This window comes from Streptomyces sp. NPDC102258, from assembly GCF_055584685.1.
On record NZ_JBVJLO010000021.1, the window covers coordinates 78,506 to 97,909 of the forward strand.

At 74.2% G+C, this 19,404-nt stretch carries 15 protein-coding genes; 11 read left to right on the top strand and 4 right to left on the bottom strand.

Features of this window, described 5'->3' with window-relative positions; genetic code table 11:
• Positions 1-162 precede the first annotated feature (162 nt).
• From ACZ6ZT_RS28890 to ACZ6ZT_RS28920, 7 genes are all read left to right on the top strand, one after another.
• On the top strand, positions 163-819 hold the full coding sequence (locus ACZ6ZT_RS28890) for a sortase domain-containing protein (RefSeq protein ID WP_469722993.1): 657 nt from the start codon (positions 163-165) through the stop codon (positions 817-819).
• A gap of 239 nt (positions 820-1,058) precedes the next feature.
• Complete coding sequence (locus tag ACZ6ZT_RS28895; RefSeq protein ID WP_469722994.1) at positions 1,059-1,736, top strand: carbonic anhydrase; 678 nt, start codon at positions 1,059-1,061, stop codon at positions 1,734-1,736.
• Between the two features lie 68 nt (positions 1,737-1,804).
• Positions 1,805-3,403, top strand: coding sequence for a SulP family inorganic anion transporter (locus tag ACZ6ZT_RS28900; protein ID WP_469722996.1), 1,599 nt, complete (start codon positions 1,805-1,807; stop codon positions 3,401-3,403).
• 251 nt (positions 3,404-3,654) lie between these two features.
• On the top strand, positions 3,655-3,807 hold the full coding sequence (locus ACZ6ZT_RS28905) for a hypothetical protein (protein ID WP_469722998.1): 153 nt from the start codon (positions 3,655-3,657) through the stop codon (positions 3,805-3,807).
• A 104-nt stretch (positions 3,808-3,911) separates the two neighbouring features.
• Positions 3,912-5,174, top strand: coding sequence for a hypothetical protein (locus tag ACZ6ZT_RS28910; protein ID WP_469722999.1), 1,263 nt, complete (start codon positions 3,912-3,914; stop codon positions 5,172-5,174).
• Entirely contained in the window at positions 5,171-5,722 is a 552-nt protein-coding gene (locus ACZ6ZT_RS28915; protein ID WP_469723000.1) for a glycine-rich domain-containing protein, read from the top strand. The genes ACZ6ZT_RS28910 and ACZ6ZT_RS28915 overlap by 4 nt, the downstream gene beginning before the upstream one ends.
• A 5-nt stretch (positions 5,723-5,727) precedes the next feature.
• Complete coding sequence (locus ACZ6ZT_RS28920) at positions 5,728-7,350, top strand: flavin-containing monooxygenase (RefSeq protein WP_469723001.1); 1,623 nt, start codon at positions 5,728-5,730, stop codon at positions 7,348-7,350.
• Here ACZ6ZT_RS28920 and ACZ6ZT_RS28925 read toward each other — a convergent pair.
• Both ACZ6ZT_RS28925 and ACZ6ZT_RS28930 read right to left on the bottom strand, forming a co-directional pair.
• Complete coding sequence (locus tag ACZ6ZT_RS28925; protein ID WP_469723002.1) at positions 7,337-8,026, bottom strand: 2-phosphosulfolactate phosphatase; 690 nt, start codon at positions 8,024-8,026, stop codon at positions 7,337-7,339. The genes ACZ6ZT_RS28920 and ACZ6ZT_RS28925 overlap by 14 nt on opposite strands.
• A gap of 108 nt (positions 8,027-8,134) precedes the next feature.
• Positions 8,135-8,974 carry a patatin-like phospholipase family protein gene (locus tag ACZ6ZT_RS28930; protein ID WP_469723003.1) on the bottom strand — a complete coding sequence of 280 codons (840 nt, stop codon included), beginning with the start codon at positions 8,972-8,974 and terminating at the stop codon, positions 8,135-8,137.
• A gap of 348 nt (positions 8,975-9,322) precedes the next feature.
• On the opposite strand from ACZ6ZT_RS28930, the gene zwf reads away from it, so the two are divergent.
• From zwf to ACZ6ZT_RS28945, 3 genes are all read left to right on the top strand, one after another.
• Entirely contained in the window at positions 9,323-10,813 is a 1,491-nt protein-coding gene (gene zwf / locus ACZ6ZT_RS28935; protein WP_469723005.1) for a glucose-6-phosphate dehydrogenase, read from the top strand.
• A 114-nt stretch (positions 10,814-10,927) separates the two neighbouring features.
• Positions 10,928-11,674, top strand: a complete 747-nt coding sequence (locus ACZ6ZT_RS28940) for an HAD family hydrolase (protein WP_469723006.1) — start codon at positions 10,928-10,930, stop codon at positions 11,672-11,674.
• On the top strand, positions 11,671-14,109 hold the full coding sequence (locus ACZ6ZT_RS28945) for a glycoside hydrolase family 65 protein (RefSeq protein WP_469723007.1): 2,439 nt from the start codon (positions 11,671-11,673) through the stop codon (positions 14,107-14,109). The genes ACZ6ZT_RS28940 and ACZ6ZT_RS28945 overlap by 4 nt, the downstream gene beginning before the upstream one ends.
• Before the next feature lie 15 nt (positions 14,110-14,124).
• On the opposite strand, the gene ACZ6ZT_RS28950 is transcribed toward ACZ6ZT_RS28945, so the two are convergent.
• Positions 14,125-15,072 (bottom strand): SDR family NAD(P)-dependent oxidoreductase, encoded by a 948-nt coding sequence (locus tag ACZ6ZT_RS28950; protein ID WP_469723009.1) that lies wholly within the window; start codon positions 15,070-15,072, stop codon positions 14,125-14,127.
• Between the two features lie 99 nt (positions 15,073-15,171).
• The gene (locus ACZ6ZT_RS28955) at positions 15,172-15,879 is read right to left on the bottom strand and encodes a helix-turn-helix transcriptional regulator (RefSeq protein WP_469723010.1); all 708 of its coding nucleotides are present in this window, start codon (positions 15,877-15,879) and stop codon (positions 15,172-15,174) included.
• 214 nt (positions 15,880-16,093) lie between these two features.
• Here ACZ6ZT_RS28955 and ACZ6ZT_RS28960 point away from each other — a divergent pair, with 214 nt between their 5' ends.
• The gene (locus ACZ6ZT_RS28960) at positions 16,094-19,360 is read left to right on the top strand and encodes a bifunctional cytochrome P450/NADPH--P450 reductase (protein WP_469723011.1); all 3,267 of its coding nucleotides are present in this window, start codon (positions 16,094-16,096) and stop codon (positions 19,358-19,360) included.
• Positions 19,361-19,404: the final 44 nt, after the last annotated feature.

Below are 19,404 nucleotides of genomic sequence, written 5' to 3' on the forward strand. Positions count from 1 at the left end.
CACCGCCTCGGCGCCCTCACGCGCCCCGTCGCGTCCGGTGGCCCGGGGCCCCGGCCAGCGGGTGCCGCCGCGCCGGACTGCCGCCCGTCCCCGCCCGTGTCAGGCTGGAAGAGCCGACCGGCCGGCTCGACCGAACGACTCCGGCAACCTTTGGACACCGCCATGTATCCACGCCCCTACCGCCCCGCACGCAGCGTGCCGGCGGCGCTCGCCAGCGCGTCCCTCGCCGTCCTGCTGACGGCCGCTCCCGGCGCCCTCGCGCGGCAGTCGGCGCCGACGTCGTCCCCGGCGCCCGCCACGGCCGTGACCCGCATCCAGGCCGCCACCCTGTCGATACCGGCCATCGGCCTGTCCGGGCTGCCCGTCGTCCCGTACGAGGGCAGCCCGGACGACGCCCCCGGTACGGCGATCCAGGACCGGGGCCTGGCCGCGAGCCCCTACGGCCCCGGCGGCGGGGTCGGCCCCGGCGACGTCGGCAACTACATCGTCACGGGCCACCGCATCGCCGGCGGCGGGCCGCTGAACGCCCTGCCGTCGCTGGCCCAGGGTGCGTCCGTCTTCGTCACCGCGGGCGGCGTGACGTACGAGTACGTCATCGGCACCACCCGGACGACCTCCTTCCGCTCCCCGTCCTCCATGGCGGAGCAGCGCGCCCCGGTCCCCGGCTCCAGCGGCGCGTCGCCGAGCCGCGCGATGATCACCGTCACCACCTGCCTCACGCCCGAGGACGACGCCGCGGGCAACACCTGGCGGGACGCGCAGGACAACCCCGAGCACCGCGTCGACAAGGTCGGCGTCCTCGTCGGCACCACCCCCTGACAAAAGGGGACGCACGACGGTCAAGTGGGTCGGATCTCGGACGGGGTGGGCGGGGTGGCAGAAAAACACTCTGTCAAAGACAGGTATGGGACTGGCAAAATGTCGGTCACGGTCCGCTCGGACCGTGCGAACGGGCGGCCCGGCCCCATCCCGTATGACCGCGCCGGAGCCCCCTCCACCGACCCGACCACACCGCGCCCCCGGCACCGTGCCGTGACGGGCGCAGGAGGCAGGCCAGCATGAAGTCACTCATCGACCACGCGCGCGCCTTCGCCGCGCACCATGTCGCTGACCCCCGGCACACCGACAGCTTCCGGGCCCTGGAAGCGGGGCAGTCGCCCCAGGCCCTGTTCATCACCTGCTCGGACTCCCGCGTCGTCCCCGCCCTGATCACCGGAGCGCGGCCCGGCGAGCTCTTCGAACTGCGCACGGCGGGCAATGTCGTCCCGCCGTATCCGGCCGACGACCGCCCGCTGGGCGAGGCGGCCACCATCGAGTACGCGGTGCGGGTGCTCGGCATCCGCGACATCGTCGTCTGCGGGCACTCGCACTGCGGGGCGATCGGCGCCCTGGTCCGGGGGGAGGACCTGTCCACCGTGCCCGCCGTCCGCGGCTGGCTGGAGCATGCCGTCCCGTCCGGCGCTCCCGTACGCACCTTGGCGGCCGGCGCGCCGGACGTCGCCGATGCCGTACGGGCCCATGTCGTCGCCCAGCTGGCGGCCTTGGGGGACTACCCCTGTGTCCGCGAGGGCCGTGCACGGGGCTCACTGTCCCTGCACGGCTGGTATTACGAGGTGCACACCGGCGCCGTCACCGCCTACCGGCCCCCACCGGACGGCGGCCGGACGCACGACGCGTCGCGGGCCGCGTTCGGGCGGGGCGACGCGGCGGGCCGGCCCGCCTTCGGGCCGCTGTGAACGGCCCGCGGCGCGGCCCCGGCCCCGGCACTCAGCCCGGTAAGGGCACGGGCCCCGACCCCGGGATCATGTCGGCCACGCGCACCCACCTGCGTACCTCCTTCGGGGAACTGCGCCGGCCCCGCGTCCTGCGCCAGGACGTGCTCGCCTCGCTGGTCGTCTTCCTCGTCGCCCTGCCCCTGTGCGTCGGAGTCGCCGTCGCCTCCGGCGTCCCCGCCGAACTGGGCCTGCTCACCGGCATCGTGGGCGGACTGGTGGTGGGCTTCCTGCCCGGCAGCTCGCTCCAGGTCAGCGGTCCGGCGGCCGGGCTGACCGTCCTGGTCTTCGAGGCCGTCCAGGAGTTCGGCCTCGGCATGCTGGGGGCGATCGTGCTCCTCACGGGCGTGCTCCAGATCGCGCTCGGGCTGCTGCGCTGCGGGCGCTGGTTCCGCGCCATCTCCGTCTCCGTCGTCCAGGGCATGCTGGCGGGGATCGGGCTCGTCCTGATCTTCGGCCAGCTCTACACCATGGCCGGCGCCCGGCAACCGCGCTCCGGCCTGGACAAGATCCTCGGCGTACCGGGGCTGATCGTCGACGTGGCCACCGGTCCCGGAGCCCTGACCGCCGTGCTCGTCGGGCTGGGCAGCGTGGGCGTGCTCGTCGTCTGGCCGAGGATGCCCTCCTCCGTACGCGTGGTGCCCGCGCCGCTCGCCGCGGTGGCCCTGGCCACCGCCGTGACGGCCGTCTTCCGCCTGGACGTGGCTCCCGTGACGGTACGGGGGCTGCTGGACACGATCCAGCCACCCGGCCTGAGCGATCTGGCGGAGCTGGGCGGCCTCGCCGTACTCGGCACGGTCGTCGCCTTCACCCTCATCGCGTCCGCCGAGTCCCTCTTCAGCGCGGCGGCCGTGGACCGGATGCACACCGGGCCGCGTACGCACTACGACAAGGAACTGGTGGCGCAGGGCGTCGGCAACAGCCTGTGCGGCATGCTCGGCGCTCTGCCCATGACCGCCGTGATCGTCCGCAGTTCGGCCAACGTGCAGGCGGGGGCGCGTACGTCGCTCTCGCGCATCCTGCACGGGGTCTGGCTGGCGCTGTTCACGGTGCTGCTGCCGGCCGCCATCGGGATCATCCCGCTCGCCGCGCTGGCGGGCGTGCTGGTGCACGCGGGTTGCAAGCTGGTGCCGGTCAAGGAGATCGCCCCCCTGGTGCGCCGCGACCGGGGCGAGGCCCTGATCCTCGGGGTCACCGCCGTCGCGATCGTGGTGACGAACCTGTTCGAGGGCGTGATCCTGGGGCTGGTCCTCGCGGTGGCCAAGTGCGCCTGGGACACCTCGCACGTCCAGATCGACGTACGCGAACGCCCCGACGGGCACCTGGTGCTGACGCTCGCGGGCCACGCCACCTTCCTGCGGTTGCCCCGGACGCTGGAGACGCTGGAGGCGCTGCCCAAGGACCGTCCGGTCGAGCTGGACCTGAGCGGGGTGCGCCACCTGGACGTCGCCTGCCAGACGGCGCTGGAGGGCTGGGCGCTGCGGCACCAGGCGGCGGGCGGCGAACCGGTGCGCCTGGTCACCGGCGCCGCCGGGCCGGCCCTGGCCGTGGGCGTCGGCCTCGGGGCCGACCGGGAGGGCAGATCCGGACGTGGTGATCGTCCGGAGCCCTTCGAAGCCGGTCACGGCTGACGTCGGAAGAGCTCCGCACGCCGCCGCCCGGCACCGCACGGGCGCTGGTGGAAGCCCCCTCGGGAGACTCCCGGCGGGGGTCGCGCCGGGCTGCCCGCGCACGGCCGGGCGATGCCCAAGGCCACTTCACGCCAACCGACTTGACTCTCCGTTGACAGTTGATTGAACCGCTCTTTACCTTCGGAGGGCGGGTCGCCGACGGGGGACTCCGGCACCCGCATCCCCATCCCCGGCATACGAGGAGGACCACCATGGACCGGCTCATCGAACACCTGACCAAGGACGGCGTCTGGGCCCAGTGGGTAGCCGCCAACTCGGCGCAGGGCGCCAAGGAGGGCTGCATCAGCGCCACCCCGAAGGAGGGCTGCATCAGCGTCACCGGCAAGACCGGCTGCATCTCCTGACCCGACCCGACCCGACCTGACCCGCCCGCACCGGGGCCCGTCGCCGCCGTCCGCGCACGGCGGCGGCGACGGTCCCCGGCCGCCGCGATCCCAAGGAGGCCCTGATGAGTCCGTTGCCCAGCCCGCACGTCGTGGACCGGGTGCGGGACATCCCGCTCTACCGCGAGAGCGTCGCCCGGGGCGACTTCCCGATCCTGGAGAAACCCGAGATCGCCCGGGGGTTCCCCGACAACTGGATGACCCCCCGGCTGGCCGAGGCCCTTGCCTCGGGAGAGGCCGAGTACGTGCTGTCGACCGGCACGAACAACGCCCGGATGCAGCTGATCCGGCCGCCCTACTTCCTGCTCCGTTCGTACTACCGCCTGTGGAGCGAGCACCCCGACCTGCGCGCCACCTGGGCGGCGCACGCCAAGCGCGTCTCGCTGACCACCGTGCTCGCCACCGAGCACGTCGCCCGGGTCAACGCGAGGAAGCCAGGGGCCACGGCCGGCGAGCGCTGGCTCGACGACCGCACGCTCTACCTCAACCGCACCCTCGATCCGGCCGACTGGACCCGGACGCAGGTGCGGGCGATGCTCGCCGAGATCCGTGGGATCGCCGACGCCCACCCCGACGGCGGCTACCACCTGGACTGCTCGGGCCACCACCTCGCCCACCTCGTACGGAAGGTGGACGCCTGGAAGCTGTGGGACGAGTTCCCCCAGCCGCACAGCATCGTCCACGCTTACGAGTACACCCCGCTCAACGTCCGCGCCCTGCTGCGCGACCGCTTCGACTGCCCGGTCGTCGACCTCTTCGGCAGCACCGAACTCGGCTACCTCTACTCCAGCGACCCGCGCACCGGCCGCTACCGTCCCCACCTGGAGGACATGAGCGTCGAACTCCTCCCGGTGGCCCCCGGCAGCGGCATCCACAGCCTCATCGTCACCAGCCTGCGCAACCCGTACATGCCGCTGGTGCGCTACCGCTCCGGCGACTGCGTGCGCACCGCCGACGGCAGCGGCGACCCCGAGCGGATCACCGCCTTCTGCGGCCGGGAGAAGGAGCTCCTCGACACCCCGCACGGGCCCGTCGCCCAGGCCGACCTCGACGCCCGCGTCGCGGCCGTCTGCGAGCGGGTGTTCCTCTACCGGCTGAGCCCGCCCGCGCCCGCCGCCGGTCCGGCCGCCGCCGCCACCCTCGCGTACGTGACCTTCGACGACAGCCCGCTCGACGCCTCCGGGGCCGACCGTCTGACCGAGGCCGTCGAGCAGCTCATCGGGCGGCCCTGCGGCCTGGCCCACGTCACCCGCCTGCCGATCGGCCGCTCCGGCAAGTACGCCTGGCTGGGGCCCGTACCGGAACCCGAACAGGAGCCGACCCCGTGACCCCGTCCGCACCCCACGCCGCCACCACCGCCACCGACCTCCTGGGCCTGGCCCTGTACGAGGAGACCGTCGGGTACTTCACCGCGAAACACGACCACGACCACGACCACGCGGCACGCGACCGCGTCGAGCACCAGGTGCGCGAATGCCTGCGCTACCTCTACCTGGTCTCCCTCCACCCCGACCGCCTCGGCGGCCTCTTCCTGCCCGTGGAACAGGAGATCGACGAGATCTGGCACTTCCTCATCCTGCAGACCCGCGAGTACCGGGAGCTGTGCGAGGAGCGCCTGCCCGGCCGGCGCTTCATCCACCACCGCAGCATCGCCTACGACGCCTACCAGGACGGCCACGGAGCCGATCCCGGGCGCGGGCGCGAGAAGTCCGTCGAGGAAGCCCTGCGCTGGATCCCCCTGTACGTCGCCGCCTTCGGCCCCTTCGACGAGGACGCCCTGCCGCACTGGACCATCGTCCGCTTCCTCCACGCGCAGATGGGCATGGACCTGACGGAGATCTCCGCCCTGGCCCCCTCCGCGCCCACGGGCGTCTGACCGGCATGCCCGGCGCCCCCCGGCCCCCCTCCCCCGCCGCCCCGCTCGACGCCGTCGTGGTCGGTGCGGGCTTCGCCGGCCTGTACCAGCTGTACCGGCTGCGCGAACTGGGCTTGACCACCCGGCTGTTCGAGGCCTGCGACGACGTCGGTGGCACCTGGTTCCGCAACCGCTACCCCGGTGCGCGCTGCGACATCGAGAGCACCTCGTACTCCTACTCCTTCTCCCCCGAGCTGGACCAGGAATGGGACTGGAGCGAGCGCTACGCGACGCAGCCGGAGCTGCTGCGCTACCTGCGGCACGTCGCCGACCGCTTCGGCCTGCGCGCGGACATCACTCTGCGGACCCGCGTGGAGCGGGCGGTGTACGACGAGGACGCGCACACCTGGGCGGTCACCACCGACACCGGGGAGACGGTGACCACCCGGTTCCTCGTCCTGGCGACGGGCTGCATGTCCGCGGTCAAGGAACCGGACGTCCCCGGCGCCGCCGCCTTCGCGGGCCGCTCCCTGCACACCGCCGACTGGCCGCACGAGGGCGTGGACCTCACCGGGCAGCGCGTCGCCGTGATCGGTACGGGCTGCTCCGCCGTCCAGGCCGTCCCGCTGCTCGCCCGGCAGGCGGCGTCGCTGACGGTGTTCCAGCGCACGGCCGTGTACGCGCTCCCCGCCCACAACCGCCCCCTGTCCGCGGCCGAGGTGGCCGCCGTGAAGGCCGAGTACCCGCAGTTCCGCACGGCACAGCGGCGCTCGCGCGGTGGCACCGTCTTCGAGCCGCCGACCGGGCCGGCCCTCGCGGCGCGGGAGGCCGAGCGGCACGCCGCCTACGAGCGGGGCTGGGCATCCGGCCTGCTGAGCGGGCTGCTGCGGACGTACACCGACCTCCTCGTCGACCCGGAGGCCAACGAGACGGTCGCCGCGTTCGTCCGCGCCAAGATCCGGGCGATCGTCGCCGACCCGGACACGGCGGCGACGCTGACACCGCGCGGCTTCCCGTACGGCACCAAGCGCCCGTGCCTGGACACCGGCTACTACGCCACGTACAACCAGCCGCACGTCGGCATCGTGGACCTCACGCGGGACCCGATCGTGGAGATCGCGCCGCAGGGGGTCAGGACCGCCGGACGGCTGCACGCGGCCGACGTCATCGTCCACGCCACCGGCTTCGACGCGCTGACCGGCTCCCAGCTCGCCCTCGACATCGTGGGCAAGGGGGGCACCACGCTCAGGGAGAAGTGGGCCGACGGCCCGCGCACCCATCTGGGGCTGCTCTCGGCGGGGTTCCCCAACCTGTTCACCGTCCTCGGCCCGCTGAGCCCCTCCGTCCTCAGCAACGCGGTGGTCGCGATCGAGCAGCACGTGGAGTGGATCACCGACTGCGTCGCGTACCTGCGCGACCGCGCCCTCACGGAGATCGACGCCACCGCGCGGGCCGAGGAAGCCTGGGGCGCACACGTCGCCGCCCTCGCCGACGGGACCCTCTACCGGGACGTCGCGTCCTGGTACAACGGGGCGAACGTGCCGGGCAAGCCACGGGTGTTCCTGGCGTACACCGGCGGCCTGGACCGCTACCGGGAGGAGTGCGACGCCTGCGCGCAGGCCGGCTACAGCGGTTTCACCCTGTCGTAGCGGCATCGGCGAGCGGGCGCAGGACCATGAGCGAGTCCTCCGGGGCGGCCACCATGGCGAAGGGGAACCGGTCGAGGTCGAGGCAGAGCGCGACGTCATCGCGGTGGGCTCCCTCACGGAGCCCTTCCGCGAGTTCGGAGGCGGCACGCGACGCGGCGGCGCGGCGGAGGTATCCGGCCGGGTCCGTCGGGGTTCCGGCGGCCCTGCGGGCGATGTACTGGGCGCAGGCCAGGTCCTCTTCGGCCCGCCCGTCCTCGCCGGTGACGACGTACGTGACGCGCTCGCACCCGCGTGCGCGCAAGAGCCGGGCCGTCGCCTCCGCCACCACGAAGCCGGCGCACAGCACCAGCGAGGCCTCCTTGACGGCGAGCGCGCCGACCGTCCCCGCCGTGGTCTTCTGCACCACGGTCCGGCCGCCCAGGTCGACGGAGCGCAGCAGGCCCGGCGAGTTGACGGCGTCGAAGCCGGGGGCGGCCGGACCGTCCTTCAGCGCGACCCAGTCGGGGTGGCGCGCCTTGAGCGCGAGGGCCTCGTCCAGGGACGCGGCGAGCACGATCTTCTCCGCCCCCCGGGCGAAGGCCCAGGCGGCCACCGTGTAGGCCCGCATGACGTCGATCACGACCGCCACGGACGGCACCTCTGCCAGTTCGGCGATGCCGAGGAAACGAGTGTCCATCCGGCCATGATCACCCATGCCCGCCCGCCATCTCCCGGGCGGGCTGCCCCGCGAGGGGGTCGCCGCCGAGGACGCGTGGCGGCACGGCCGGACCGGCCGGCGCCTTCGTCAGGGCCCCCACACCGTGCGTACGGCGTCCGCGCACGTGGCGGCCTGCCGGTGGCCCGCCCGGGCGGCCGCGGCGCGGCGGGTCTGGTCGAGCATGTTGCGGCCGAACGCCCCGCGGGCGGCTCGGTCGGGGGTGAGGACCGCCACCGGTGTCCCGTCCGCGGCGAGTTCCGCGCCCTGTGCGGTGGCGCTCGGGTGCGGGCCGACGGCTTTCGGGATCGGGGTGAGGGCGATGACCCGCCGGTGGCCGCGCGCGAGGTGGACGTTGGCCGTCGAGCGGCTGCCGCCGTCCATCCAGCGGCGGCCGGCCGCCGAGACGGGCGGCCAGACCAGCGGCACCGCGCAGCTCGCCGCCACCGCCTCCGGCAGCGCGACGCCCGACGTGCTGTCGAAGACCTCCAGCTCCCCGGTCCCGGCGTCGACCGCGGTAAGCCGCAGGTCGGTGGACGGCCAGTCCCGTACGCCTCCCAGCAGGGTGGCGACCGCCGCGTGCACCGCCGACTCGGGAACGGTGGAGGCGGCCAGCGCGGCGCGGCCGAGGCGCCGCACCGAGCGCTGTGGGTCGCGGGAGCCGAGCGCGGCCCAGAGGAAGCGGGCGGTCTGGCCGAGGGTGACCGTGACGTCGATCTCCGGTGCTCCCGCCAGCAGTTCGGCGTACATCCGCCCGGCGCTCACGCCGGAGGCGAGGCGGGCGCCGACCACGGAGCCGGCGGAGGTGCCGATCGTGACGTCGGCCCGGTGGAGTGCGATGCCCGCCTCGGCCAGGCCGGCCAGCATTCCGACCGTCCAGGCGAGGCCCACCGCTCCCCCGCCGCCCAGCACCAAGGCCCTGTCCGCCATCTCCCGCGCCCTCCCATGGAAGTGGGGAGTGCTCCCCGTTTCATCAGCCCGACGGTAACACGCGTAGTGGGGATGTGTCCCCGTTTCCATCGGGAGGATCTCCGTAGCCGCCGGGGGGGCCGACTGGCGGAGTTTCCGGGCGCGGAGCCGTGGTGGGTGCCCACGGCGGGGCGCGGAGGGGGGAAGGTGGTACGGCCGTGCCGCGCACGCGGGGGGCGCGCACCGTGCGGCGCGGGCCGACGGCCAGGAGCGGGAGAACGGGAGCACGGCGATGGCATCGGACGCACCCCTGCGGCTCGGCACGGCAGTCGGACCAGACGACCGCACGGGCCGCGTGTGAGGCCCGCCATGAACCAGGAACCCGGTACCGAGCAGTCACCGCCCCCGGCCCAGCCCCAGCCGCGTCCCGCCGACCACGTCGTCGTGCTCTTCGGCGCCACCGGTGACCTGGCCCGGCGCAAACTGCTCCCCGGCCTCTTCCACCTCGCCAAGGCGGGGCTCCTGCCGTCGCGCTACCGCATCGTCGGCTCGGCCCCGGCGGCCGAGGCGCTCAGCGACGAGCGGTTCCGCGCGCACGCGCGCCAGGCCGTGGCGGAGTTCGGCCGCTCGCGCCCCGAGGGCCCCGCCTGGGCGGAGTTCGAGGCCGCCCTGTCCTTCGGCGCGGCCGACCCGGACGCGACCGGGCCGCTGGTGGCGGCGGTGGCCGAGGCCGAGCGGGCGATCGGCGGCACCCCCCGGCGGCTGTTCCACCTCGCCGTCCCGCCCGTGGCGTTCACGTCCGTCATCGGGATGGTCGGCTCCACGGGCCTGGCCCAGGACGCCCGGGTCATCATCGAGAAGCCCTTCGGGACGGACCTCGCGTCCGCCGTCGCACTCAACGCGGCCGTGCACGCCGTCTTCGACGAGTCCCGGGTGTTCCGCATCGACCACTTCCTCGGCAAGGAGGCGGTGGACAACATCCTCGCGCTCCGCTTCGCCAACGGCCTCTTCGAGCCGCTGTGGAACCGCGAGCACATCAGCCACGTACAGATCGACGTGCCCGAGCAGATCGACATCCAGGGCCGCGCCCACTTCTTCGAGGGCACCGGCACCTTCCGCGACATGGTCGTCACGCACCTGTTCCAGCTGCTCGGGTTCCTGGCGATGGAACCGCCGGTCGCCCTGGAAGCACAAGCGCTGCGGGACGAGCAGGTCAAGGTCTTCCGCAGCATGCGGCCCCTGGACCCGGCGCACGTCGTACGCGGCCAGTACAGCGGCTACCGCGCCGAGCCGGGGGTCGCCCCGGACTCGGACACCGAGACCTTCGTCGCGCTGCGCGTCGACATCGACAACTGGCGCTGGGCCGGCGTGCCCTTCCACCTGCGCTCGGGCAAGGCGCTGGCCGAAGGGCGGCACGTCGTCACCCTCGGCCTGCGCGAGCCCGTGCTGGGCATGTTCCCGCTGGACGCCCGGGAGGCGGCGGACGGCCGCGCCAACGAACTCGTCATCGACTTCGCCGACCCGGGCTCGATCACCGCCCGCTTCCTCGTCAAGGAACCCGGCCCCGCCATGCAGCTCGCGGAAGCCGCCATGGTCTTCGGCTACCGGAGCTCCTTCACCACCGACAACGCCCTGGAGGCGTACGAGCACCTCATCCTCCAGGCCATGCTGGGCGACCAGTCCCTCTTCACCCGCTCCGACGGCATCGAACGCCTGTGGGAGGTCTCCGCGCCGCTGCTGGACGCGCCCCCGCCCGTCGCCCCGTACGCCCCCGGCTCCTGGGGTCCCGAGGCCATCGCGTCCCTCGTCGCCCCCTACCGCTGGCACCTGCCCGAACGGCACCGGGCCGCCGGGCTGTGAGGCCGCGGGCGCGCTGCTCCGAACGCCACACCCGCTCAGCCGTACGGGGCACCGCGCCCGCCCAGCGGGCGCCGCGGTGCCCGCGGGCCGCCGCGCCCTCCTAGCCTCGACCGCATGCTGGGACTCCCCGACCACGTCAGCACCTGCCTGTTCGACCTCGACGGCGTGCTCACCCGGACCGCGAAGGTCCACGCGGCCGCCTGGAAAGAGATGTTCGACGACTACCTGCGCCGGCGGGCCGACCACGACGGCTCGGCCTTCGTGCCCTTCGACCCCGTGCGCGACTACGACGAGTACGTGGACGGCCGCTCCCGCGAGGACGGCGTACGCACCTTCCTCGCCTCCCGGGACATCACCCTGCCCGAGGGGACGGCGGACGACGGCCCCGAGCGGGAGACGGTCCACGGTCTGGGCACCCGTAAGAACGAGCTGGTGCTCCGGGCGATCCGCGAGCAGGGGGTGGAGCCGTACGAGGGCTCCGTGGCGTACGTGCGCGCCGTGCGCGACGCGGGCCTGCGCCGGGCCGTCGTCTCCTCCAGCGCCAACTGCCGCGACGTGCTGGTGGCGGCGGGCATCGAGGACCTCTTCGAGGGCCGGATCGACGGCCTGACCGTCGCCGAACAGGGGCTGCGCGGCAAGCCCGCCCCCGACAGCTACCTGGCGGGCGCCCGTCTCTTCGGCACCGACCCGCGCGACGCCGCCGTGTTCGAGGACGCGCTGGCGGGGGTGGCCGCCGGCAAGGCGGGCGGCTTCGGGTTCGTCGTCGGCGTCGACCGCACCGGCCAGGCGGCCGAACTGCGCGCCCACGGGGCCGATGTCGTGGTCGGCGACCTCGCCGAGCTGCTGCCGGACCGCGGATGATCACGCACCGGAACTTCGCGACCGAGCCCTGGCAGCTGCGCGAGACGGCCCTCGACCTCGACGTCCTCGCGCAGAGCGAATCCGTCTTCGCCCTGTCCAACGGCCTCATCGGCTGGCGCGGCAACCTCGACGAGGGCGAACCGCACGGCCTGCCGGGCAGCTACCTCAACGGCGTGTACGAGAGCCACCCGCTGCCCTACGCCGAGGCCGGGTACGGCTATCCGGAGTCCGGGCAGACGACCATCAACGTCACCGACGGCAAGGTCATCCGGCTGCTCGTCGACGACCACCCCTTCGACCTGCGCTACGGCGAACTCCTCTCGCACGAGCGCGTCCTGGACTACCGCAGCGGCGTCCTGAGCCGCTCCGCCGAGTGGACCTCACCCTCCGGCCGGACGGTGCGGCTGACCTCCCACCGCGTGGTCTCCCTCGCCCAGCGGGCCGTCGCGGCGATCTCGTACACCGTCGAGACGCTCAACGGGCCGGCCACCATCGCCGTGCAGTCCGAGCTGGTCGCCAACGAGCAGCTGCCCACGGCCTCCGGCGACCCGCGCATGGCCGCCGCCCTCGACTCCGCGCTGCTCCCCGAGGAGCACTACGCGCACGGCACCCGGCTGCGCCTCATCCACTGCACGGCCACCAGCGGGCAGCGCGTCGCGGTGGCGGCCGACCACATCGTGGAAGGCCCCGCCGGTACCGCGTGGGCGGCGGAGAGCGAGCCGGACGTCGCCCGCCTGACCGTCACCGCCACCCTCGAACCCGGACAGCGGCTCGATCTCGTCAAGTTCGTGACGTACGGCTGGTCGGCGCAGCGCTCGCTGCCCGCCGTACGCGACCAGGTGGAGGGCGGCCTGGCGGGGGCCCGCACCACCGGCTGGCAGGGGCTGCTCGACGCGCAGCGGGCCTGCCTGGACGAGTTCTGGTCCTGCGCCGACGTCGAGGTGGAGGGCGACGAGGAGGTCCAGCAAGCCGTCCGGTTCGGCCTCTTCCACCTCTACCAGGCCGCCGCGCGCAACGAGCGGCGGTCGATCGCGGCCAAGGGCCTCACGGGCACCGGCTACGACGGCCACGCCTTCTGGGACACCGAGTCCTTCGTCCTGCCCGTCCTCACCCACTCCGCGCCCTACACCGTCGCCGCCGCCCTCGCCTGGCGGCATTCCACGCTGCCGAGCGCGCTGGAGCGCGCCGGGCAGCTCGGGCTGGGCGGGGCGGCCTTCCCCTGGCGCACGATCAACGGCGCCGAGTGCTCCGGCTACTGGCCCGCCGGGACCGTCGCCTTCCACGTCAACGCCGACATCGCGGCGGCCGTCGAGCGGTACGTGTTCGCCACCGGGGACCGGGACTTCTACCGCGGCCCCGGGCTCGACCTGCTGGTGCACACCGCCCGGCTCTGGCGCTCGCTCGGCCACTTCGACGCCGACGGCGTCTTCCACATCGACGGGGTCACCGGCCCCGACGAGTACAGCGCCATCGCGCGCGACAACCTCTACACCAACGCCATGGCCCGGCGGAACCTGCTCGCCGCGGCCGACGCCGTCGCGCGCCACCCGGACCGGGCGCCGGACCTGCGCGTGGACGCCGAGGAGATCGCGGACTGGCGCAACACCGCCGCGCGGATGGCCCTCCCGTACAGCCGGCGGCTCCAGGTGCACGAGCAGGCCGCCGGCTTCACCGACCAGGAACGCTGGGACTTCGACGGCACCGCCGAGGACCAGTACCCGCTGCTGCTGCACTTCCCGTACTTCGACCTGTACCGCAAGCAGGTCGTGAAGCAGGCGGACCTGGTCCTGGCCATGTTCACCTGCCCGGACGAGTTCACCGCCGAGGAGAAGGCCCGCAACTTCGCGTACTACGAGCCCCTGACGGTCCGGGACTCCTCCCTCTCCGCCTGCTGCCAGGCGGTGATCGCCGCCGAGACCGGCCACCTGCGCCTCGCCTGGGCCTACACCCGCGAGGCGGCGCTGATGGACCTGGACGACCTCGAACACAACACGCGGGACGGCCTCCACATGGCCTCGCTCGCGGGCACCTGGATCGCCCTGGTCCAGGGCCTCGGCGGACTGCGCCGCACCCGTCCGGGGCCCGCCGCGCAGCCGGTCGGCGGGAGCCGGCCGGACGGGAGTCCGCAGGCCGGGGAGGCGCAGGCCGGGGAGCCGGAGACTGGGGAGCCGGACGCACCCGTACGGTTCGCCCCGCGGCTGCCGGCCTCGCTGACCCGGCTGGCCTTCAACGTCCGGGTCCAGCAGCGTCTCGTCCGCGTCGAGATCGGCCAGGCGACGGCGCGCTACACGCTGATGTCCGGAGCGCCCCTCACCGTCATGCACCACGACGCGCCGGTCGGCCTCACCACGGGAGCGCCGGTGGACCTGCCCGTGCCGCCGGCGCCCGAATCCCCCGAGCCCCGACAGCCCAGGGGCCGCGCTCCCGGGAGCTGAGGACCCGTACGCATGTCACGGGAGGCGGCCGGGGTCGACGCCGGTCAGGTCACGGCTCGCCTCCCACAGCCGGGCCGCGACCGCGGTGTCGGCGAGGTGGGGCCACACCGGTTCGCGCCGGGGCCGGCCGCGCAGGCCGCCCACGCGCGGGCCCCACAGCTCTCCGCCGCGCACGTCCGGGTCGAGCACCGCCCGGACGGCGGGCCAGGCGCCGGCGTCCTTGCCCTGGACGAGCAGGGCGGCCGGCGCGCCGCGCAGCCGCGCTCCGGCGGTCCGGACGTGGACGGGCGGCCGGGAGGGGGTGAGGGAGTCCAGCGCGCCGCCGGGGTGGACGACGATGCTCGACACCCCGCTGCCGGCGGCGCGCAGGCGGCGGTCGAGTTCGAGGCCGAAGTACATCTGGGCCAGTTTGGAGCGTCCGTAGGCGGTCTTGGGCCGGTAGTCCTTCCGGGACTGCGGGTCGTCCGGGTCGAGCCGCTCGGTCTTCGCCGCGAAGCTGCCCATCGTCACGACGCGGGCCGCGGGCGCGGCCGACAGCAGGGGCAGCAGCCAGTGGGTCAGCGCGAAGTGCCCGAGGTGGTTCACGGCGAACATCAGCTCGTGGCCCTCGGGGGTCTCCTCGCGCGGCGGGTGGTCGAGCGCGATACCGGCGTTGTGGACCACCGCGTCGAGGCGTTCGACGCCCAGTGCCTCCACCGCGGCCGGCAGCGAGGAGAGGTCGGCGAGGTCGAGCCGTACGGAACGCACCCGCGCGCCGGGGACCCGGGCGCGGATCGAGGCCGTGGCGGCTTGCGCCTTCGCGGGATTGCGGCTGCCGAGGACGATGGTGGCACCCCCGGCCGACAGCTGTTCCGCGATGAAGTACCCGATGCCGGCGTTGCCGCCGGTGACCAGGAAGACCTTGCCGGGGGCGGGCGGGGGCCGGTGGACGTCCCAGGGCGGGGTGGCGGACGTGGTCGGCATGGTGGGACTCCCTCGCGGTGGCGGCGGCTGCCGTGCGGACAGCTCTGGCGCTCACGGTCGCGGACGCCGCCGACATCTCGCCCATGGATCACCCATGGATCACCGACGGGCCACCGACGTGCCCGCCGGGCCGGGCGGGCCGGCCGTGCGCGGGGGCCATGCCGTGGGGTCCAGGAGGTTGAGGACGTAGGCGCGGGCGATCAGCGCGGGGCGGTTGGGCACGTCGAGCCGCCGGCACAGCCGGGTCAGGTGGTAATTGACCCCGTCGACGGTGAGACCCACCGTCCGGGCGATGGCCGATCCCGACAGCCCCGCCGCGGCGAGGGGCAGGATCCGGGCCTCCTGGGCACTCAGGCCGCCGCCCGCCGGGTCGTACGGGGGCGGTTCGGGCTGTGCTCCGCTGGCTTCCTCGACCAGCGAGACCAGCAGGCGCGGGACGTCGTCCTGCGGGTCGGAAACCGGTTCGACGGTGACCCGGCCGTGATGATCGGCCCCCCGGACCCGCCAGCTCACCTCGACCGGGTAGCGGGACCTGCGGCGCGAGCGCAGCGCCTCGTCCAGCCGGCGCAACTGGCGGTCGTTGGTCGGCGTGAGGAGGTCCAGGAGCCGGCGGCCTTGCAGCTTCCCCGGCTGGAGCTGCCACGCGGAGGCGAACGCGGGGTTCGCGCCGAGGATCAGGCCGTACGCGTCGCTGATCACCAGCGCCACGGGCGCCCTGTCGAACAGGCTGACGAAACGCGACCGCCAGGCGGCGGCCTCGGCCGCCACCGCCGCCGCGACCGCCGCGTCCTGTGACGGCTGGGTCACGCACTCACCCTCTGGCACGACCAACTGCCCCCGATCAAGGCCCGGAACGGAAAACACCCCTACAAGAATAGGTAGTTCTCGTGGCGGACCGGCGCGGCGGCCGCGTCACCGTGGACACGACACGGCACGACACCCGCCACGGCACCCGTGCGGCGCGCGGGTGCACGGGTCCAGAGGTCCATGCAGCGCGACGTGACCAGAAGAGGCAGACGCCATGAGTGAACCGCACACCACCGGTACCGGACGGCCCGACGACGACGCCCCGCACCTGCCGGTGGTCGACGTGAGCGACTCGGGGATGACGAGCACCCCGCTGCAGACGGCCATGGCGCACGCGCGCAGGCTCGGTCCGGTCTTCGTCCAGCGCTTCCACGACCGGGAGACCGTGTTCGTGAGCGGGGCGGAGCTGGTGGCGGAGCTCTCCGACGAGCAGCGCTTCGTCAAGGGCATCGGCCCGGCGCTGGAGAACGTGCGCGAGGTTGCCGCGGACGGGCTGTTCACCGCGTACAACGACGAGCCCAACTGGGCCAAGGCGCACGACATCCTGCTCCCGGCCTTCGCCCTCACCTCGATGCGCACCTACCACCCGCACATGCTGCGGGTCGCCCGGCGGCTGATCGCCTCCTGGGACGGCCGGTTCGGTGAGGGCGCCGGTGTCTCGGCCCCGGTCGACGTCGCCGAGGACATGACCCGGATGACCCTGGACACCATCGGCCTGTCCGGGTTCGGCTACGACTTCGCGTCCTTCGAGCGCGAGCAGGCGCACCCGTTCGTCCAGGCGCTCGTCCGGGCCCTCGCGCACAGCCAGGCCAAGCTCGGCCGGGTGCCCGGCGCGGACCACACCACCGACGACGAGGCGTTCGCCGCGGACGCCGCCTATCTGGCCCGGGTCGTGGACGAGGTGATCGAGCGGCGCCGGGCCTCGGGGGACACCTCGACCGACGATCTGCTGGGCCTGATGCTGGGCTCCCCGCACCCCCGGTCCGGGGAGGTGCTCGACGGGGCGAACATCAGGAACCAGGTGATCACGTTCCTGATCGCGGGCCACGAGACGACCTCGGGCGCCCTGTCGTTCGCGCTGTACCACCTGCTGAAGAACCCGGCGGTGCTGCACCTGGCCCAGGCCGAGACGGACGTGCTCTGGGGCGACGACCCGGACCCCGAGCCGGCCTTCGAGGACATCGGCCGGCTGCGCTACGTACGCCAGGTCCTCAATGAGGCACTGCGGCTGTGGCCGACCGCCGCCGCGTTCGCCCGCGAGGCGCGCGCCGACACCGTGATCGGCGGGCGCTACCCGGTGAAGGCGGGGCAGCGGATGCTGGTGCTCACCCCGATGCTGCACCGGGACCCGCTGTGGGGTGACAACGTGGAGGAGTTCGACCCGGACCGGTTCGCCGCCGAGGCGGAGGCGGCCCGCTCCCCGCACGCGTACAAGCCGTTCGGGACCGGGGAACGCGCCTGCATCGGGCGGCAGTTCGCCCTGCACGAGGCGACGATGCTGCTGGGCATGCTGGTGCACCGCTACCGGTTCGTCGACCACGCGCGCTACGAGCTGCGCGTCAAGGAGACGCTGACGCTCAAGCCGGAGGGGTTCACGATGGCCCTGGGCCGGCGCACCCCGGCGGACCGGGCTCGCAACCGCGCGGCCCTCGGGGCGGTCCTCCCGTCCGGGCGGAGCGACGACGCGGAGACACCGGCCGCCGGTGCCTCCCCCACCCGGGCCGTTCCCGGTACGACGCTGACGCTGCTGCACGGTTCGAACTTCGGCACCTGCCGCACGTACGCGCAGGACCTGGCCGAGATGGCCGGGGAGCTGGGCTTCGGGACGCGGGTCGCACCGCTCGACGCCTACCGGGCCGGCGCTCTGCCGACGGACGGGCCGCTGGTCGTCGTCGCCGCCTCGTACAACGGACAGCCCACCGACGACGCGGCGGGATTCGTCTCCTGGCTGACGCGGGCGGAGCCCGGCGCGGCGGACGGCGTCCGGTACGCCGTCCTGGGCGTCGGCGACCGCAACTGGGCCGCCACCTACCAGCAGGTACCCACGCTCATCGACGGCCGCCTCGCCGCGACGGGCGCGGAGCGGCTGATGGACCGCGCCGCGGCGGACGCCTCCGGGGACCTGGCGGGAGCGGTACGCGGCTTCACCGCCGCCCTGCGCCGTACGCTGCTGGAGCGCTACGGCGACCCGGCGTCCGTGGGCTCCTCGGGCTCCTCGGGCTCCTCGCGGTCGGCGGAATCAGCCGGCTCCGGCTCGTCGTACGACGTCGTGGAGGTCACGGGTGAGCCGCTCGACGCGCTGGCCCGACGGCACGACCTGCGGCCGATGACGGTGACGCAGACCGGGGACCTCGCCGACCTCGGCCACCCGGCGGGCCGGTCGAAGCGCTTCCTGCGCGTCGGGCTGCCCGAAGGCGTCGGCTACCGCACCGCCGACCACCTCGCCGTGCTCCCCGCCAACGACCCCGCCGAGGTGGAGCGGGCGGCCCGGATCCTGGGGGCCGATCCGGACACGGTGCTGAACATCCGGGCCCGCCGGACCGGCCGGACCGCGCTTCCGCTCGACCGGCCCGTCACCGTACGGGAGCTGCTGACCCGGTACGTGGAGCTTCAGGCCCCGGTGACGGCGGAGCAGGCGGCCGTCCTCGCGGCGCACCACCCGTGTCCGCCGGAGCGGGCCGCGCTGGAACGGCTCGCGGCGGGGGTTCCCTCGTACAGTCTGGTGGACCTGGTCGAGGAGCACCCGGCGCTGCGGGGCCGGCTGCCGTGGCCCGTGCTGCTGGAGCTGCTGGAGCCGATGCGTCCGCGCCACTACTCCATCTCCTCCTCCCCCTCGGCGGGTCCGGGGCAGGCCGATCTGATGGTCTCGCTCCTGGAGGCCCCCCACCGCTCCGGCGGGGGCGGCGTGTTCCGCGGGGTGGGCTCCTCGTACCTGCACCGGGTGCGTCCCGGTGACACGCTGCTCGCCCGGGTGCAGCCGTGCCGGGAGGCCTTCCGCGTTCCGCACGACGGTCGGACGCCGGTCATCATGATCGGCGCCGGCACCGGCCTCGCGCCCTTCCGGGGGGCGATCGCCGACCGGCGCGCGCTGCGTGCGTCGGGGGCCGAGCTGGCGCCCGCGCTCTGTTACTTCGGCTGTGACCACCCGGACGTGGACTACCTGCACCGGGCGGAGCTGGAGGCCGCCGAGCGCGAGGGCGCCGTATCGATGCGCCCCGCCTTCTCGCGGGCCCCGGAGGGCGGGGTCCGCTTCGTCCAGCACCGGATCGAGGCGGAGGGCGAGGAGGTCTGGCGGCTGACCGAGTCGGGTGCCCGCATCCACGTCTGCGGCGACGGCTCGCGCATGGCCCCGGGCGTCCGCGAGGCCTTCCGACGGCTGTACGTGCGCTTCAGCGGAGAGGACGAATCGACGGCGGCGCAGTGGCTGAGCGCCCTGGTCGCGGACGGCCGCTACGTAGAGGACGTGTACGCGGCCGGCTGACGCAGCGGGGCCGGCTGCGCGCAGGCACCCGCACACGAAGGCCC

Coding starts and splice junctions, on each gene's coding strand:
- ACZ6ZT_RS28890 (WP_469722993.1), top strand. CDS start 163: ATGTATCCACGCCCCTACCGCCCCGCACGCAGCGTGCCGGCGGCGCTC.
- ACZ6ZT_RS28895 (WP_469722994.1), top strand. CDS start 1,059: ATGAAGTCACTCATCGACCACGCGCGCGCCTTCGCCGCGCACCATGTC.
- ACZ6ZT_RS28900 (WP_469722996.1), top strand. CDS start 1,805: ATGTCGGCCACGCGCACCCACCTGCGTACCTCCTTCGGGGAACTGCGC.
- ACZ6ZT_RS28905 (WP_469722998.1), top strand. CDS start 3,655: ATGGACCGGCTCATCGAACACCTGACCAAGGACGGCGTCTGGGCCCAG.
- ACZ6ZT_RS28910 (WP_469722999.1), top strand. CDS start 3,912: ATGAGTCCGTTGCCCAGCCCGCACGTCGTGGACCGGGTGCGGGACATC.
- ACZ6ZT_RS28920 (WP_469723001.1), top strand. CDS start 5,728: ATGCCCGGCGCCCCCCGGCCCCCCTCCCCCGCCGCCCCGCTCGACGCC.
- ACZ6ZT_RS28925 (WP_469723002.1), bottom strand. CDS start 8,026: ATGGACACTCGTTTCCTCGGCATCGCCGAACTGGCAGAGGTGCCGTCC.
- ACZ6ZT_RS28930 (WP_469723003.1), bottom strand. CDS start 8,974: ATGGCGGACAGGGCCTTGGTGCTGGGCGGCGGGGGAGCGGTGGGCCTC.
- zwf (WP_469723005.1), top strand. CDS start 9,323: ATGAACCAGGAACCCGGTACCGAGCAGTCACCGCCCCCGGCCCAGCCC.
- ACZ6ZT_RS28940 (WP_469723006.1), top strand. CDS start 10,928: ATGCTGGGACTCCCCGACCACGTCAGCACCTGCCTGTTCGACCTCGAC.
- ACZ6ZT_RS28945 (WP_469723007.1), top strand. CDS start 11,671: ATGATCACGCACCGGAACTTCGCGACCGAGCCCTGGCAGCTGCGCGAG.
- ACZ6ZT_RS28950 (WP_469723009.1), bottom strand. CDS start 15,072: ATGCCGACCACGTCCGCCACCCCGCCCTGGGACGTCCACCGGCCCCCG.
- ACZ6ZT_RS28960 (WP_469723011.1), top strand. CDS start 16,094: ATGAGTGAACCGCACACCACCGGTACCGGACGGCCCGACGACGACGCC.